Source organism: Mesorhizobium sp. M7A.F.Ca.US.006.01.1.1, assembly GCF_003997935.1.
Lineage (GTDB): Bacteria > Pseudomonadota > Alphaproteobacteria > Rhizobiales > Rhizobiaceae > Mesorhizobium.
Genome location: NZ_RZQL01000002.1, coordinates 31,611 through 47,792 on the forward strand (window position 1 = coordinate 31,611; position 16,182 = coordinate 47,792).

Consider the following 16,182-nt stretch of genomic DNA (forward strand, 5'->3'; position numbering starts at 1 on the left):
CCGTCGGATCAGGCTCGAGGTCGGGACATCCGTTTGAGGTGCCGTGTCTATGCCACCTTGGTCTCGCGCTTTGCGGACTCATGGTAGGCTAGGTACTTGCGCTGCGTGGAAATATGGTCGGCCACATGCTGGGCGTCGTGCCAGACGCCCCAGATGAAGCTCGACCCCCTGCGCGATTGCCAAGGCAGGCCAAGAAAATAGATCCCGGGCTCGGTCGACACACCGCGCTGATGCTTCGGCTTGCCCTTTTCGTCGAACACATCGACCTTCAGCCAGTTGTAATCAACGGTGAATCCCGTCGCCCAGATGATCGAACCTATCCCGGCTTCAGACAGGTTCAGAGCGAGAATGGGATCGGTCATGCATTGCGGGTCCGGCCCAATCTTGCGGGCCTCAGGCTCCGGGGGAAGGTCGAGGCCGTTGCGGGCGACATAGGCATCTGCCTCGTCCAGAACCGACATGTAATTCGCATCGCCGCACGCGATATTCTTGGCCAGATCGGGCGCGAAGGTCATGACACCGTGCCTGTAGGATTCGGTCCGGCCAACCAGCGTCATCCCTCGCGCGGCAAGGCGCCGGAAGTCGATCGTCTGGCCGCCACGCGCGCCGCTCACCGCGATGGTGACATGTTCGGTGCCGGGCGCCGGCGCCTGCGCGTCCCACTTGCCCAAAACCCCCAGCCACCAGCAGAAGTCACGCTCGCGATAGGCCCGCGGCGGCCGGTCGTGCGGCCCGACCGAGAGATAGACGCGCCGTCCCGCACGTTGGAGTTCGTCGGCGATCTGCACCCCCGAAGACCCGGAGCCGACCACCAGCACCGCCCCTTCGGGCAGTTGGCCGGGATTGCGATAGGCGCTGGAATGGATCTGCATAGGCCCGGCATCCCAGGGAACGACGGCCGGGATGACCGGATGCTGGAAAGCGCCGGTGGCGGCAACCACGCTCCTGGCTTCGATCTGGCCATCCGAGGTTTCGACCCGGAAGCCGGGACGGCCGACAAGCCTTTGCACATTCCTGACCTCCACGCCGCAGCGGATGGGCGCCGCGATCATGTCGGCGTAAGCGACAAAATAGTCGGCGACCTTCTCCTTGCCGATAAAGGCATCCGGACCGGCATTGGGAAATTCCATGCCGGGAAAACGGTCATGCCAGGCGGGACCATTGGCGACCAGCGAGTCCCATCTTTCGGTGCGCCAGCGTTCGGCGATACGGTCCCTCTCGAGGACGAGATGAGGCACGCCGCACTTGCTCAGATGCTCGCTCATCGCCAACCCCGCCTGGCCGCCGCCAACAACAAGCGTGTCTACTGTTTCGACTGGCATTTCAGCGGCCCTTTCTGGCTCTCCCCGAGAGTTTCTGCGGATGCGGCGGAGGTCTGATCATTGGTTTAGTGGAGGGACCGGACAGCGAAAATTACGATTTCATGTGGCAGTGGTTAGCTTGTCCCTAAATGCCGAATAGGCCGCGCGCAGACGGTTACGCCAGTATTGCCATAGCCGCCTTTTCGCCGATCATCATGGATGGCGCATTGGTGTTGCCACCGATCAATGTCGGCATGACGGAGGCATCAGCGACGCGCAGATTGTCGAAGCCGCGCACCTTGAGGCCGGCGGGATCAACCACCGCCATGGCGTCGTTGCCCATCCTGGCCGTGCCAACCGGATGATAGACGGTGAGAGCCTCGGCACGCAGATAGGCGAGAATCTCGTCGTCGGTGTTCACGTCGGGGCCAGGCAGGATTTCCGGTCCGCGGATGCCGCCGAAAACCGGCGAAGCAAGGATCGAACGCGCGACCTTTATGCCCTCGACGAGGGTCAGTGCATCCTGTTCGTCACTGAAGAAGCGATGGTCTATGAGCATATTGCGGCGGGTGCCGTCGCGCTGAAGTGTGATTTCGCCGACGCTGCCTGGTCTCAACACACAGGTGTGCACGGCATAGCCGTGGCCATATTCGACGAGCCGACCGCGATGGCTGCGATAGCCCGGCACGAAGTGGAACTGAATGTCGGGTATGCTCCCGGCATACTTCGTCCTGGCAAAGCCGCCGGCTTCGACATAATTGGTCGTCAGCATGCCTTTGCGCCGGGCGAAATACTGGAACGGCGCCGCCAGCATCGCCGGAAGATTGGCGAGCGAAACGCCGAGCGTCTTGCGGCTGTTCGATCGCACCGTGATCATGCCATCGACATGGTCGCGCAAGTTCTTGCCGACGCCCGGCAGGTTCGCGACCGGCTCAATCCCCGCTGCTTTCAGCTCCCCGGCCGGGCCGACGCCGGAAGCAAGCAGAATGCGCGGCGATCCGATCGCACCCGCGCTGAGGACCACCTCGGCTCGACATCCTAACCGTTGGGTTGCGCCGTCCCTGATCATGTTGACGCCGGTGACGCGCCGGCGTTCAATCGCCAGATCAAGAACCTCGACGCCCGACAGTATCCGCAGATTCGAGCGGCCGAGAACCGGCCGGACAAAGGCGCTGTAGGCCGAGAAGCGCTCGCCTCTGTCCTGGGTGACGTTGTAGATGCCGAGGCCGAGTTGGCCACCGGCATTGAAGTCGCGGTTCTCGGGCAGGCCTACGCCTCTGCCTGCCTCAACCCACAGCCTGGATACGACGCTGGGATCGCGCGGATTGTCGACCAGCAATTCGCCGTCGAATCCATGATAGGCGGGGCTCTGCAACAGGCAGTTCCGCTCCAATTTCTTGAAGACCGGCAGGACATCAGCATAGGACCACCCGGCGCAGCCAAGCGCTGCCCATTCGTCGTAGTCCTGCGCGGCGCCACGAATATAGACCATCGAGTTGATCGAACTCGACCCGCCGAGAAGCTTACCCCGGTTGACCGGTATGCGGCGGTTGTCGAGCAGCGGCTGCGGCACGCCCTTGTAGCCGTAGTCGAAGTTCGGATTGCCGTAGAGCGAGAGAATGCCGGCCGGCACGCGCACCCGGGTGCGGTCGTCGCTGCCGCCGGCCTCGATCAGGCAGACGCGGTTGTCAGGATTGGCGCTCAGCCGGTTGGCCAGGACACAACCAGCCGAGCCCGCTCCGATGACGATATAGTCGAATTCCGCGATGCTCATGCCATTCCTGTTTCGTGATCCACCCCGAAGACCGCCGATGTCTTCCCAAAGCCGAGGTCACTTTTGGGCGACATGCATCAGTGCTCGTCGTCTTCGTCGTTCTTCAAGAGCTCGAGGATTTCGCGCTTCATGGCGATGAAGTTCGGCTCCATGACCAGATCCATGCTGCGCGGGCGCGGGAGGCCTACGCGGATTTCCTTCTTGATCTGACCGGGCCGGCCGGACATGACGAGAACCCTGTCCGCCAGCAGGATCGCCTCGTCGATGTCATGGGTAACGAACAGGACCGTCTTCTTGGAATGATCCCAGATCCTCAGCAGAAGCTTCTGCATTGAGTGACGGGTTTGGCTGTCGAGCGCTCCAAAAGGCTCATCCATCAGCAGCACTTCCGGATCATTGGCGAGCGCACGGGCAATCGCCACGCGCTGCTTCATGCCGCCCGACAGCTGCGACGGGTAATGGTTGGCGAACTTTGCCAGACCGACCTCGTGGAGAAAATGCTCGACAATGGCCCTGCGCTCGGCTGGCGCGATGCCCTTCCGCTTCGGGCCATATTCGACGTTCTGCGCCACCGTTAGCCAGGGAAACAGCGTATAGGCCTGAAACACCATGCCGCGATCTGGGCCCGGCTCGGTAACTGGCTTGCCGCCGACAGAGATCATGCCGCCGGTTCGCTCCTCGAGGCCGGCTATGAGATAGAGCAGGCTCGACTTGCCGCAGCCGGATGGGCCGACGATCACGCAGAACTCGTTGGGCACGACATGAAACGAGATGCCGTCCAGCGCCAGCACAGCGTCGTCGCCCTTGCCGTAGCGCAGGACCACATTGTCGATGCCGATGTCGGAGTTTTTTGGTTTCGTAGCGAGTGTCAGGGCGTCCATGTCAGCGAACTCCTCAATTGGCCCAGGGGGCGACGAGGCGGCGGATGCCCCGGAACAATTGGTCGGTGCAAAGACCAAGGATGCCGATCATGGCGATGGCCATGAAGATCACGTCGACCTGGAAGCCACGCATGGCCTTGAGCGAGATGTAGCCAAGTCCGCTGCGGGCGGCGACGAGTTCGGCCACGACGAGATAGGTCCAGGCCCAGCCCATGGTGACGCGCAGCACATCCAGCACGTTCGGAAGCGTGGCCGGAAAGACGATGTGGAAGACCGTGTCGCCTCGTTTCGTGCCGAGCGTATAGGCTGCGTTGACCAAGTCGCGCTGAACGCCGCGGGCGCTGTCGGCGATCATGACCAGCTGCTGGAAGAAGACGCCGAAGACGATGACGGCAACGCGCTGCTCGATGCCGATGCCGATCCACAGGATGAAAAGCGGCACGAAGGACGTCACCGGAAGATAGCGGATGAAATTGACCAACGGTTCGAGAACGGCCTGGACGATGCGGTAGGTGCCCATCGTCAATCCGAGCGGCACCGCAACGATGCTCGAAAGGACGAAGCCGATCAACACCACCTGGACGCTGGCGAAAACATGCTCCCACAGCGACCCGTCAAGCGCCATGCTGATGGTGGTGGACAACACGGATTCGGGGCGAGGGAGGAACATTTCCTTGACCGCACCGGAATAGGTCAGCGCGAACCAGCCGCCGATGACGGCGATCCAGACCATGAAGCCGAGCGTGATGGAGAGAGCGCGCGGCACAGCCCGAAACGGTGTGGCGATGACTTTCAGGACGGATCGACCGGCCTGACCTTCTTCCACTCTCGCGGTCACGCCATTGCTGACCAGAGAGCTCGTGTTCGGTGCTAGTGTCACGGGATACCCTTTTGGGCCGCTTGGACCGGAGGCGCGAGGTCCGCCTCCGGTTCAGCCAAATCACTTTGCAAGGTCAAATTACTTCGCAGGCCAAGTTACTTTGCAAGGCCAAACTACTTTCCAAGGCCAAGCTATTTCCCAAGGAAGGACGTCTCGACGAGGTCGTCGTACTTGACGTCCATCTTGAGCTTGCCGAAGCCGCCCCAGATATCGCCGCCTAGTTTGATCAGCTTGCCGGCTTCGCCAGTCTCGCCACCGGCGAAGAATTCGGCATTGCGCTGCTTGCCGTAGAAGTTCACACCAGCGGCCGAGGAAGCGAAGTCCTTCGGATCCTTCAGCCAGCCGCCGACGCCTTTGGCCATGACCTCATACGCCTTCTCAGGATTCTCCTTGATGAACTCGTTGGCCTTGTAGAGGCCCTTCACCAGCGCCTCGACATCTCCGGGGTTCTTCGTGATGTAGTCGCAGTTGAGCGCCACCACATCGACGATCAAGCCGGGCGTCTTGGAGGAGTCGATCAGCACCTGTCCCTTGTTTTCCTTCTTGGCCAGCGTCAGATGCGGTTCCCAGGTGACGGCGACGGGAATGCGGTCGGCCATGAAGGCGGCGGCGGCATCGTCCGCCGTCATGTTGGTGATCTTCACATCGGCCTGGGTGAGACCGGCCTGCTTGAGCAGGATATTGAACCAGAACTGCGACACTGACCCCTCGTTCAGCGCAACGTCCATGCCCTTGAGGTCGGCGATGGTCTTGACTCCACTGGGCGCGAGCACGCCATCGCCGCCATGGCTGTCATCCAGCGCATAGACCGACTTGAAGCAGACATCCTTCGAACGATACTTCATGATCTCGTCGACGGTCGAGGCGCTGCCGTCGAGCTCGCCGGCGGCAACAGCCGCCATATACAGTGATGCTTCCTCGATGATTTCGAGCGAGACATCGAGTCCACCTTCCTTGAAGTAGCCCATGTCACGGGCAAGGAAGAGCGGCCCGTATCCGACCCAGGTCGTCATGCCCAGTTTCAAGCTGCCAGCTTCGGCGTGGAGGCTCACCGATATGGCGCTGAGCGCAATGCCGGCCACAAGCGCGGCCCGGCGAAACTTCGAGATTATTGTCGTCATCACGTTCCCCTGTTTTTCTGAAGTCGGGCGTTATCCCGGCCCGAACGAAACCCGCTCCGGATGCATCGCCGAAGCCTGTCGCCTGACGTTCTTTTCTTGTTTTCTTTCAGCCGATAGCGGAGCAAAGCACGTTGGGTGCGCTGCACAAATTATGATTTTCAGTCGTTCGGCTTAGGCTGGACCTAACCAGACCGCGTTGCGTTTGCGCCATCGCGATCTCGCCATCAGCAAGCTGCGCCATTTCTTCCTCGCTCGGCCTGGGAGCACCGCGGATCTATTCCCAGACTCCAGCCTTAGACCGCGCCAGCGATCATGGACCCGATATCTGCGGGGCAACTCCGGGAAAAGCGTATGGCGGCCTTCCGTCGGTTGGCCGGGCGCCAGATCGAGCGTCCGTCGGTCGGAGCCTTCGCCGTCATAACCGCTCTCGACGTTGACGAACGCGATGACCATGTCAGCGCCGGCGGTGCCCTGCTCGGCTTGCGCGAGCAGCGCCTCGCGCTCCTCGGCGATCCCGCTCGTCCCCGGAACATTGCTTTAGCCTTTGACCGCTCCAGCGGTCATGGATCCCGATATCTGCCTATACATCACAATCCCCAGCAAGGCCGGCGGCAAGGCGCCCAGCATCATGACGGCGGAAGCGGTTCCCCATTTTACGCCACCGCCGCTCGCGGCGAAGAAGAACGACGCGCCGACCGTCATCGGCACGGCACGGCTGGTTGTCAGCATGAGGCCGAAGAGGAATTCGTTCCAGGCGGTGATGAAGCCGAAGATGAAGGTTGTGACCAGCGCTGGTCGGATCACCGGCCGGACGATCATCATCATCACCTGCAAGGAACTTGCGCCATCGACTTTCGCCGCCTCGTCGAGTTCGACCGGTACATCTGAAATCGCGTTCACCAAGATGACGAGCGCAAGCGGCGCGTTGACGATGGTCAGGATGAGCCCGAGCCCGATCCGCGTATCGAGCAGGCCCAGCCACTGGTACATCATGTAAAGCGGGATCGCGAAGATGATCAGCGGCACGGCGCGAAGATTGATGACGATCGGCAGGACCAAGCGCTTTCCCGCCTCGCTGCGCGCGATCGCATAGGCAGCCGGGAACGCGAGCACGATCGCAAGGCCGGTTCCAATCAGCGCCGCCACGGTGCTGTTCAGCAGATAGGCATAGATGTTGAAGCGGCTGGTCTGCGTCAGGACCTCCAGATAGTTGTCGAGCGTCGGCTGGCTGATCCACAAACCGGGGTTCGTCGAAAGCTCGCGCTGGCTTTTGAGCGATGTGATCAGCGTCACGATAATGGGGAAATTCATCGCCAGCACGGCGATGGCAAAAACGATCCAGCGCAGTGCCCTGACCATCGTCAAAGCTTCCTGCGGCCGGCAAGCCGATTAAGGCCTTGGAGAACGATGAACGACGCCAGGAACAGGACAACCGAAGCGGCGACCGCCTTGCCGATAGCCCCTTCCTTGAAGAAGGCCTGGTAGATGTAGATCGACAAGGACGTCGTTGAACCGCCAGCGCCACTGCCGGTCAGTGCGTAGACATTGTCGAACACCCGGAAACCGTCGATGAAACGGATGAAAAACGCGATGACCAGCGTCGGCTTCATCAATGGCAGGTCGATCCACCGAACGATCTCGAACGGTGATGCGCCATCGAGCGAGGAGGCTTCGCGCACGTCGAGCGGTATGGCCGAATAGGCCATGTAGAAGAGCAGGAAGGCGAAAGGCGTCCATTGCAGCGTTTCCACGACGACAAGCGTGCGGAAGGCATTGTTGATGTCGAGGAAGGCCGGGCTGTCGCCGAACCATTCGAAGAGATAGTAGGGGACGGGGCCCGCGAATTCATGCAGCACCAGCCGGTACATGAGACCGACCATGGCCGGGGCGACCATCAGCGGCAGCATCAACGGTGCCATCAGGACTGGTCGCCTGCTCAGAAGCGGCGCCAGGAAGATGGCAAGGAAAAGACCGACCAGACATTCCGCCGATGCGGTAAGAATACCGAAGCGCAGAGAGAACCAGGCCGAACTCCAGAATTCGCGGTCGTTCAACACCGCGACATAGTTGGCGAAACCACTCAACACCGGACTGCGCAGCGTCTCGAATGTGACGGTCGAAACGGAGTAGATCAGATTGACGATCGCCGGAAAGCCGAGAAACAGCAACAGGAAGCCGACCAGCGGCGTCAGATACATCCTGCCTTCGGCACGTGTCACAAGGGCCATGTCGATCCGCCAAACGCGCCGGACACCGAGCCTCGACCCGGCGTCCGGCCAATGATCATTTCTTGAGAAGGTCCTGCATGCCCGCCTTGGTGTGGGCGAGCGCATCCTCGAGGCTCTGCTGGCCGGACCAGTAGCCGGTGAACTCCTTTGCCTGCAGCTCATAGACCGGGAGCGCACTCGCGGACGTCGCTCCGGTCATGACATAGCCGTACTTGCTGGCGTATTCGCCGAGCTTGACGAGGTCGGGACGTTCCTTCGCAACCTTGGCCACGACATCGGAAGACAATGCCGGCGAACCGCCGCTGCGCGCATAGAGCAAGGCCGCATCCTCGGTGGCGAGCCACTTCAGGAATTTGACGGCACCTTCCTTGTTCTTGGCGTTCTTGTTGAGGCCCAAGCCAAGGCCGTGGATATGATCAGCGCGTCCGTCGGGACCTGCCGGTGGCGCGACGATCCCGGTCACCTCGGCGACGGCCGGGGATTTTTCGGTGCTGGTCAGATCCGCCGCCGCGGCATTCCACTGCAGCGCCGTCGCGGCCTGGCCGGATGCGAAGGCCGCGTTGGTTTCCGCATATTCGTAGCTCAGCGAATCCTTGGGCGAAGAACCGGCATCATACAGCTTCTTGTAGAGTTCGAGGCCGGTCTTGTAGGCATCGGAATCCACCGTGACATTGCCATCCTTGTCCATCCAGTCGCCGCCGTAGGAGCGCGGCAGGGACTGGAAGACCATCATGTTGAACAGCAGGTTCTTCATCTGCAGGACCGTGCCGTAGCGCACCGGGCTGTCGGGGTTCACCTGCTTGGTGAAATAGAGGGCGGTGGCCGCCCAGTCGTCCCAGGTCCAGCTGTCCGGATCTTTCGGCTGCAGCGGCTTGCCGAGATATTTCTGGGCGATTTCACCATAGGTCTTCTTGGCGGCGTCATCCCTGATCAACGCGTCGACGAGATCCTTGCGGTAGTACATGAAGTGCAACGAAAGGTCTGTCGGCACGCCGTATTGCTTGCCGTCGAACTGCATCGTCTTGAGAACGGATTCGCCGAAAACCTTGACCGCGTCCGCGCCAAGATCGACCGGCTCCATATAGGGCGCGTAGCGACCGAGCGAGTAGGTGGCGACGAGGTTCACGTCGAAGGCACTGGATCCGGCCGCCATGTCGGCCTGCAGCTTGTCGTAAAAGCCTTCGCGGTTGAAGAACAGCAGCTCCACCTTGTCGGCATCGCTTGCCTGCTTGTTGTAGGTTTCCACGGTTGCCCGCAGTGCGGTTTCCTCGGAGCCGCCAGGCCAGCCGAGCACGGTCACGGTTGCGTTGGCAAAGGTCGGCAAAGCCGTCCCCGCAAGGAGGGTGGCCATAAGCGCAAAAGACGTCCTGCTCAATTTCATGATCGTTCCCTTCTTTTTTGATGATTTTTGCATGGCATGACCGGGGGCGCCGTTACCTTGCCCATTCGGCAAGATCGGCAACACCGATGACGCCGGCGTGGCCTGCGAGCTTTGCCGGTACGAGATCGGGGGAAAGGCGCGGTGGAACGTCGCTCAGATGCGCGCGCACCCGGTCGAGATAACCCTCGGCAAGACCGATACTGCCGCCGATGACGATCGATTTCGGATCGAACATCATCTGAATGTCCCGGCACAGCGTCGCGACCCGCGAGGCGCTCTGCGAGACGATGGCGCCGGCCCAGGCCTCGCCCTTCATCGCACGCCCGAACACATCGGCGGCATCGGCCTTGAAGCCGGCCTTGAGGGCTTGCGTAGCGATCCAGCGGCCGGAGGTGCCGTCTTCGAGCGGAGCTCGGTCTTCAGACAGACCACGGATCAGACCGAAGTGACCGGCAAGACCGGACAGCAATCGGCCGTTGCAAACGATGCCGCCGCCAATTCCGGTCGAGATGGTCAAAAAGACGATGTCGCGACCTTGCCCGGCGCCGAATTTGTATTCGCCCCAGGCAGCTGCCTGGGCATCGTTGAGCGCACAGGCCGGTTTGCCGAAAACAGCGGATGCCCTTTCGACCAGCGGATAGTCATCGGGAATGCCAAGCGTCGCCGGATTCAACGCCGACCAGCGCCCATCCTCTACCAATCCGGTCACCGCAATGCCGATACGACTGAAGCGGCTCGACCAGGCCGACGTGCTTTGCACAAGAGATGCCAGCCAGGCGTCGGGTCCAGCCTCTCGCGCGGTCGGCACGATCATGTCCTCGATCACCTTGCCGCCGCTGACCAGCGCGGCCATGGTCTTGGTTCCCCCGATGTCGATGCCGAGCACGGTTTGCGCGCCTCTTGCCGCATAGGCCTCGGAAATCGCCTGGTGGAACCACGAGGTGACGTGCTCGGTACGAGTGATCGCCGAGCCGACAACCACGGCACAGGCGCCGGCGCGTGCAGCGGCAGCCGCCTGATCCGGCGATCGGATACGCCCTTCGGCGATGACGTAGGGGGTCAGGGTTCGCATTTGAGCGATGAGGGCGATGTCCGGATCCTCCGGCTCCGGCCCGCCGACATAGCCGGAAAGCGTCGTGCCGACGAAATCGACACCCGCGGCAAGAGCCCGGCGCGCATCGTCAAGGCAAGAGCAATCGGCCATGGTCAGCTTGTTCCTGGCCTTGACGGCTTTCACAAGCGCATCGACAGGAACGGGACGGACGCGGTCCGTCGCGTCGAAAGCGATGATATCGGCGCCCGCCTCGGCCAGGGCTTCGACATCGGCCAGATAGGGTGTGATGCGCACGGGGCTGTCGGTGAGATCGCGCTTGACGATACCGATGATTGGCACGCGGACGGCCAGGCGGGCGGCCGCGACATAGGACACGGATTCGATGCGCAGGGCCTTGGCTCCGGCTTCAACAGCGGCCCTAGCAAAGCCGGTCACGAATTGCGCACTGTCCATCGGGCCGCCGGGAACCGGCTGGCAGGACACGATGAGACTGTTGGCAATGTCTTGTCGCTGCACGTCGGCACTCCCCTGTCGCCATCACGATAGATGGAAAATACCAGATTACAACCAGTTCATAACTGGTATTACCTTTGCAGCTCGAAGACAAAATCGTAGACGTCGCCCTTGTATCGTGTCTCGCAGTATTCGACGATCTGTCCGTCGGCGAGAAAGCAGCGGCGCTCGGTCATCAGCAATGGTGCGCCCGCCTCGCAATGAAGGTGCTTTGCATCCTCCAGCGATGCGCCGCGCGAGCGCATGCGCTGGATTGCCCTCTGAGGCAGGAAGCCGCGTGCATCAAGCGCTTCATAAAGGGAATCCTGAACCATCTCGGGCGAAGGAAGGAAGCGAACCGGCACGGCCGAGACCTCGACGGCGATTGGCGCGCCATCGGCCGTCCGCACACGACGCATGCGAACCACATTGGTATTGCCCGCAATACCCAAGGCCATCATTTCGGCTGGGGATGGACGGATTATCTGCTTGGAAAGCCATAGACATCCGGGGTTCAGGCCGCGCGCCAGGATATCCTCCGAAAAGCTCGTCAGCGTCGAAAGCGATTTTTCGACCCGCGACCCGATCTCGGTTTTGGAACCATGCCGGCGATTGAGCTGCCCTTCCTCTTCGAGCAACGCCAGAGCTTTTCTCACGGTGACACGCGAGATCGACAGGGCTTCCGCCAAAACCCGCTCGCCCGGCAGAACCGCGCCGGCTTTCAATGCATTGGAGCGGATCGCTGCCTCGATCGCCGATTTCAACCGTCTGTAAAGCGGCACATCGGACGCTGCCGCTTCCATTTCCCGACTGACAAGCCCGATCAGGTTCACGGTTGTCATTGGCTTTCCTCCCGCGCGAGAAGCACCCAGGATCAAAACATTCCTGACTGGACCTATACTGGTATCATCAAGCCGGTGCAAACGGCCCGTGGGACGATGCTTCGTCCGCGCCCTCAGCGCACTAAGATCCCTTAGCGAACCCGCGGTGACAGCTTCATGGAGATGCGATCGCAGGCAGCACGCAGGACCTCCAGAGTAAAGGCATGGCGGCTTTCACGCGTATGGCGATTGATATAGGCGACGATAATGGAGGCGACGGCGCTGCCGTCCGGTCCGATGACCGGACAGCAGATATCGGTGATGCCGACGAAGTCGCGGCTTTCGCGCATCCAGTAGCCGTCCGCGCGGATGATCCGAAGCTGCTTTTCCAGCGCGTCACGATCCAGCGGCGCCGGGGAGTGCGCCTCACTTTCATCGATCATCCGCGCCGCGACCTTTGGCGGTTGGAAGGCAAGTATCACATGGCCGGAGGTCGCGTCGGTAGCCAGGCGGCCGTAGCCGAGGCGCAGCGTGAACGCCATGTCCTCGCCGCCGGGAACGGCCGCGGTCACGACGGTCAAGCCATGATTGAAGACGACCAGGTGCGGCGACTGATTTGAGTCCCCGGCAATCCGCGTCAGTTCGGGCATGGCGGCGGACATGAGATCCTGAGCGCTCGGCGTGTGCAGCCCCAGCTTGAAAAGCTTGTCGGTCAACGAATAGGCGTCGGTCTCGGCGTTGCGCTCGATATATTGACGCTCCTGCAGCGCGATCAGCATCCGGAATATCTCATTCTTCGAACGCCCAAGGCCTTCCGCGATCTCCTTCATCGTCAAGGGCGCCCGCGCCTCCGCCAGCAGCTCCAGGACATCCAGACCCTTGGTCAGCGCCGGGGCCGAATAGGTCGGTTTGCTACTCTCTTTTGCGTCATCTGCCATTCGAAGAATCCCCGGTGGTCCACGCACGATAGAGAGAAGAAATCGGAATTGCCATTGGTTTTATATCCAAACTTGACACCATATATAAAACTGACATGATGGCGGGACAATGAATTTCGAGGCCGACCCGATGACCGTCCAGAGACCTGCAAACACTGTGCGCGCGACCATCACGCCCCGGAACAACAGTGTTTACACGTCCGTCGATTTCGATCGCGAGGGCAAGCAGATGGGCTTCTTCCATGTGCCCCAATCGCCGCACGACGATGCTTGGGGCACGGTCCGCGTTCCGCTCGCCGTCATCAAGAACGGCGACGGTCCGACGGTCCTGATCGAGGGCGGCAACCACGGCGACGAATATGAGGGGCCGATCGCGCTCGGCGAGCTTCTGCGCGAGATCGATCCACAGGATATTGCCGGACGCATCATCGCGATCCCGGCCATCAACATTCGGGCTGTCGAGGCCGGCACCCGCACCTCCCCGGTCGACGGGTTGAATTTCAACCGCAGTTTTCCGGGCGATTTCAACGGCACGCTGACAAGCCAGATCGCGGCCTTTGTGCATGACATCCTGTTTCCGAAGGCCGACTACTTCCTGGATCTCCACTCCGGCGGTTCGTCCCTGATGATCCTGCCGAGCGCGATCATCGAGCCCTCCCCGACCGCGCAGGGGCATCGCAAGAACATCAAGGCGACGCTCGCCTTCGGGGCACCGACCGTTGTCATGGTCGACAATCTCGGTGAAACCCGGACCTCGACCGCGTCCGCCAACCACCAGGGGCTGATCGTCATCGGCAGTGAGATGGCCGGCGGCGGCCTTGTCAGTCAGGATGCGCTGGCCATCTGCCGCAGGGGCATCCGCAATGTGCTGAAACATGCAGGCGTCCTGAAGGGCGCGCCTGACATTGCCCCTGGCGCCAACGCACGCGTGCTCAAGGTGCCTGGAAGCGAAGGCTATCTCCTTTCCGAGGAGGACGGCGTCTTCGAGCCTTTGAGCCCGCTCGGCAGTGCCGTCAGCAAGGGCGACCTTGCCGGACGCATTCACTTCCTCCATACGCCGTCACGCGCGCCCATCGATCTCCTTCACCCCATCGACGGCATCGTTTTCGCCAAGCGTCAGCCCGGCCGCGTGCGTCCGGGGAATTGCTGCTTCGTGCTTGCCAACGAATATCCGGAGGCACTGACCGATGGGCCATGAGGATATCATGGCGGCTGCCCGGCGCATTGCCCCCTTCATACGGCGCACCCCGGTCGTCAAGCTCGACCATGCCACGGGCGCAAACCTTCAAAATGATGTCTATTTGAAACTCGAATGCCTCCAGGTGAGCGGTTCCTTCAAGATCCGGGGCGCCACGAACCGGGTGAAGACGCTCGAGCCGAGCCGGATCGAAAATGGACTGGTCGCCGCATCCGGCGGCAATCATGGCCTGGCCACCGCCTATGTGGCTGCCCAGGCCGGCGTTCCCGCCACCATCTACCTGCCGAACAATGCAAGCCCGCTGAAGGCGGAAAAGCTGCGCAAATGGGGCGCTGTCGTTCGCTTCGCAGGCAATGTCTGGGATGAAGCGCATGAGGCGGCATTGGCCGAGGCAAAGGCGAACGGCGCCTTCTACATGCATCCCTTCGCCGATGCGCAGATCGTGTCCGGCCAGGGAACCGTGGCGCTGGAGATGGCCGACCAGATTCCCGATGCGGACATCTACATCGTGGCGATCGGCGGTGGCGGCCTCATCAGCGGCATGTCCGAAGTCCTGAAGCACGTCAAACCCGACGCCAGGATCATTGGTGTCGAGCCGACCGGTTCACCGACCCTTCACGCCTCCCTGGCTGCCAGCCGTGTCGTTCGCTTGCCCGAGATAACGACGAAGGTGGCGACCATGGCCTGCGGCCGCACGGACGAAAGCATCTACGAGATCGTCGCCAAGCACGTCGACGACATCGTCCTCGTCGAGGATGCGGACATGCAGAAGGCCGCTGAATTGCTCTGGTTCGAATTCGGCATCGCCGCCGACCTCAGCGGCGCGGCATCGCTGGCCGCGTTGATGAGCGGAGCTTTCAAGCCACCGCGCGGCGCCCGCATCGCCGGGCTTGTCTGCGGCGCCGGTGTCGAAGGCCTGAACGGCTGAGGTTGAGAAAGGCCGGTCCACGCAGGACGCGGCCCGACATGGATACGGCACGAGTGCCGCGGAATACCGCCGGAATGCCTGTCGCTGGGACGGTCGTCGTGCGGAACATGAAAAAGAGGCGAAGAATCGTCCTGTCGCAACAAGAGGAGAACTGAAACATGCGCATTTCCCTGAAAGCATCCATTGCCCTGCTTGCACTCGCCATCGCAACGCCCTCGCTTGCCGCGGAAAAAGTTCTGGGGCTTGCGGCAATCGACCTGCAGAACTCCTTCTTCGTCCGCATGAAGGAAGCAGGCGACGTGGCTGCCGCCGACTATGGGGTGAAATCCACCTGGCAGAGCGCCGAGGGCAGCCTGGAAAAACAGGTCAGCATCATCGAGAATTTCATCAATCAGGGCGTCAGCGCGATTCTGATCGATCCGATCGACAAGAACGCGGTCATTCCGGTCATCCAGAAAGCCACCGCCGCCGGCATTCCGGTGATCACCATGGGCAACAAGGTCGAGGCCGGCTCGAACTATTCGACGCTCTATCCGGACTACGACAACATGTCGATGGTTGCCCGCGCGCTCGGCAAGTCGCTTGGCGGCAAGGGCGAAGTCGCCCTGCTTGTCGGTTCGCGTGGCAACTTCGTGTCCGACACGCGCGAAAAAGGCTTTGTCGAAACCCTGAAAAAGGAATTTCCGGACATCAAGGTCGTCGGCATCGAGCCGACCGGCTGGGACGCAGCCAAGGCAACCAATGCCGCCCAGACATGGCTCACCACCTATCCGGACCTGAAGGCCATCGGCTGCATCTCCGACAGCCTTTGCCTGGCAGCCGATTCCGTTGCCAGTTCGATGGGAACCCAGCTGCTGTATGGTGGCTATGACGGCGATGCCGAGATGAAGCCGCTGATCGACGACGGCAAGATGGTGATGGACGTGCTGACCGGTGCCTATCGTGTCGGCTACTGGAACATCGCTGTTGCCGCTCGCCTGGCCAACGGCGAAAAGCTGCCGCAGGATCTCTACATGCCGACCTATTTCGTGACCTCGGATGCGACGGCGGCGAAGCTCAAGGCGGATGGCCTCACCTTCGAATACATCAACACCGACAAGGAGGCGGTGGAAGCCAAGAACTATACCGAACAACTCGGTCCCAAGGTTCCGGCGACCGCCATGACCCTGGCAAAGTAACAGCCTA

Annotated in this window: 14 protein-coding genes; 3 read left to right on the forward strand and 11 right to left on the reverse strand. The window is 61.5% G+C overall.

What is annotated here, in order from left to right:
- Nucleotides 1–47: 47 nt before the first annotated feature.
- The 11 genes from EN943_RS00695 to EN943_RS00745 all read right to left on the reverse strand — a co-directional run bounded on the left by EN943_RS00695 (nt 48) and on the right by EN943_RS00745 (nt 12,871).
- Nucleotides 48–1,322 (reverse strand): NAD(P)/FAD-dependent oxidoreductase, encoded by a 1,275-nt coding sequence (locus EN943_RS00695; protein WP_127411096.1) that lies wholly within the window; start codon nt 1,320–1,322, stop codon nt 48–50.
- Nucleotides 1,323–1,476: 154 nt separating this feature from the next.
- Nucleotides 1,477–3,075, reverse strand: coding sequence for a GMC family oxidoreductase N-terminal domain-containing protein (locus tag EN943_RS00700; RefSeq protein WP_127411097.1), 1,599 nt, complete (start codon nt 3,073–3,075; stop codon nt 1,477–1,479).
- A gap of 77 nt (nt 3,076–3,152) precedes the next feature.
- The gene (locus EN943_RS00705; protein ID WP_127411098.1) at nt 3,153–3,956 is read right to left on the reverse strand and encodes an ABC transporter ATP-binding protein; all 804 of its coding nucleotides are present in this window, start codon (nt 3,954–3,956) and stop codon (nt 3,153–3,155) included.
- A 13-nt stretch (nt 3,957–3,969) separates the two neighbouring features.
- Complete coding sequence (locus tag EN943_RS00710) at nt 3,970–4,836, reverse strand: ABC transporter permease (protein ID WP_127411099.1); 867 nt, start codon at nt 4,834–4,836, stop codon at nt 3,970–3,972.
- Nucleotides 4,837–4,967: 131 nt separating this feature from the next.
- Nucleotides 4,968–5,957, reverse strand: a complete 990-nt coding sequence (locus tag EN943_RS00715) for an ABC transporter substrate-binding protein (RefSeq protein ID WP_127411100.1) — start codon at nt 5,955–5,957, stop codon at nt 4,968–4,970.
- Between the two features lie 537 nt (nt 5,958–6,494).
- Nucleotides 6,495–7,316 carry a carbohydrate ABC transporter permease gene (locus tag EN943_RS00720; protein WP_127411101.1) on the reverse strand — a complete coding sequence of 274 codons (822 nt, stop codon included), beginning with the start codon at nt 7,314–7,316 and terminating at the stop codon, nt 6,495–6,497.
- Nucleotides 7,317–7,318: 2 nt separating this feature from the next.
- Nucleotides 7,319–8,185, reverse strand: a complete 867-nt coding sequence (locus EN943_RS00725; RefSeq protein WP_127411102.1) for a sugar ABC transporter permease — start codon at nt 8,183–8,185, stop codon at nt 7,319–7,321.
- 55 nt (nt 8,186–8,240) lie between these two features.
- The gene (locus EN943_RS00730) at nt 8,241–9,566 is read right to left on the reverse strand and encodes a sugar ABC transporter substrate-binding protein (RefSeq protein WP_127411103.1); all 1,326 of its coding nucleotides are present in this window, start codon (nt 9,564–9,566) and stop codon (nt 8,241–8,243) included.
- 52 nt (nt 9,567–9,618) lie between these two features.
- Nucleotides 9,619–11,136: a putative N-acetylmannosamine-6-phosphate 2-epimerase gene (locus EN943_RS00735; RefSeq protein ID WP_127411104.1), complete on the reverse strand. Its 1,518-nt coding sequence runs from the start codon at nt 11,134–11,136 to the stop codon at nt 9,619–9,621.
- 68 nt (nt 11,137–11,204) lie between these two features.
- Nucleotides 11,205–11,954 carry a GntR family transcriptional regulator gene (locus EN943_RS00740; RefSeq protein WP_127411105.1) on the reverse strand — a complete coding sequence of 250 codons (750 nt, stop codon included), beginning with the start codon at nt 11,952–11,954 and terminating at the stop codon, nt 11,205–11,207.
- 131 nt (nt 11,955–12,085) lie between these two features.
- On the reverse strand, nt 12,086–12,871 hold the full coding sequence (locus EN943_RS00745; RefSeq protein ID WP_127411106.1) for an IclR family transcriptional regulator: 786 nt from the start codon (nt 12,869–12,871) through the stop codon (nt 12,086–12,088).
- A gap of 109 nt (nt 12,872–12,980) precedes the next feature.
- Here EN943_RS00745 and EN943_RS00750 point away from each other — a divergent pair, with 109 nt between their 5' ends.
- The 3 genes from EN943_RS00750 (at nt 12,981) to EN943_RS00760 (ending at nt 16,175) form a co-directional block, all read left to right on the forward strand.
- On the forward strand, nt 12,981–14,069 hold the full coding sequence (locus EN943_RS00750; RefSeq protein WP_245475547.1) for a succinylglutamate desuccinylase/aspartoacylase family protein: 1,089 nt from the start codon (nt 12,981–12,983) through the stop codon (nt 14,067–14,069).
- Nucleotides 14,059–14,997 carry a threonine/serine dehydratase gene (locus EN943_RS00755; protein WP_127411107.1) on the forward strand — a complete coding sequence of 313 codons (939 nt, stop codon included), beginning with the start codon at nt 14,059–14,061 and terminating at the stop codon, nt 14,995–14,997. Before EN943_RS00750 ends, EN943_RS00755 begins: the two co-directional genes overlap by 11 nt.
- A gap of 158 nt (nt 14,998–15,155) precedes the next feature.
- Nucleotides 15,156–16,175, forward strand: coding sequence for a sugar ABC transporter substrate-binding protein (locus EN943_RS00760; RefSeq protein WP_013530435.1), 1,020 nt, complete (start codon nt 15,156–15,158; stop codon nt 16,173–16,175).
- Nucleotides 16,176–16,182 lie beyond the last annotated feature (7 nt).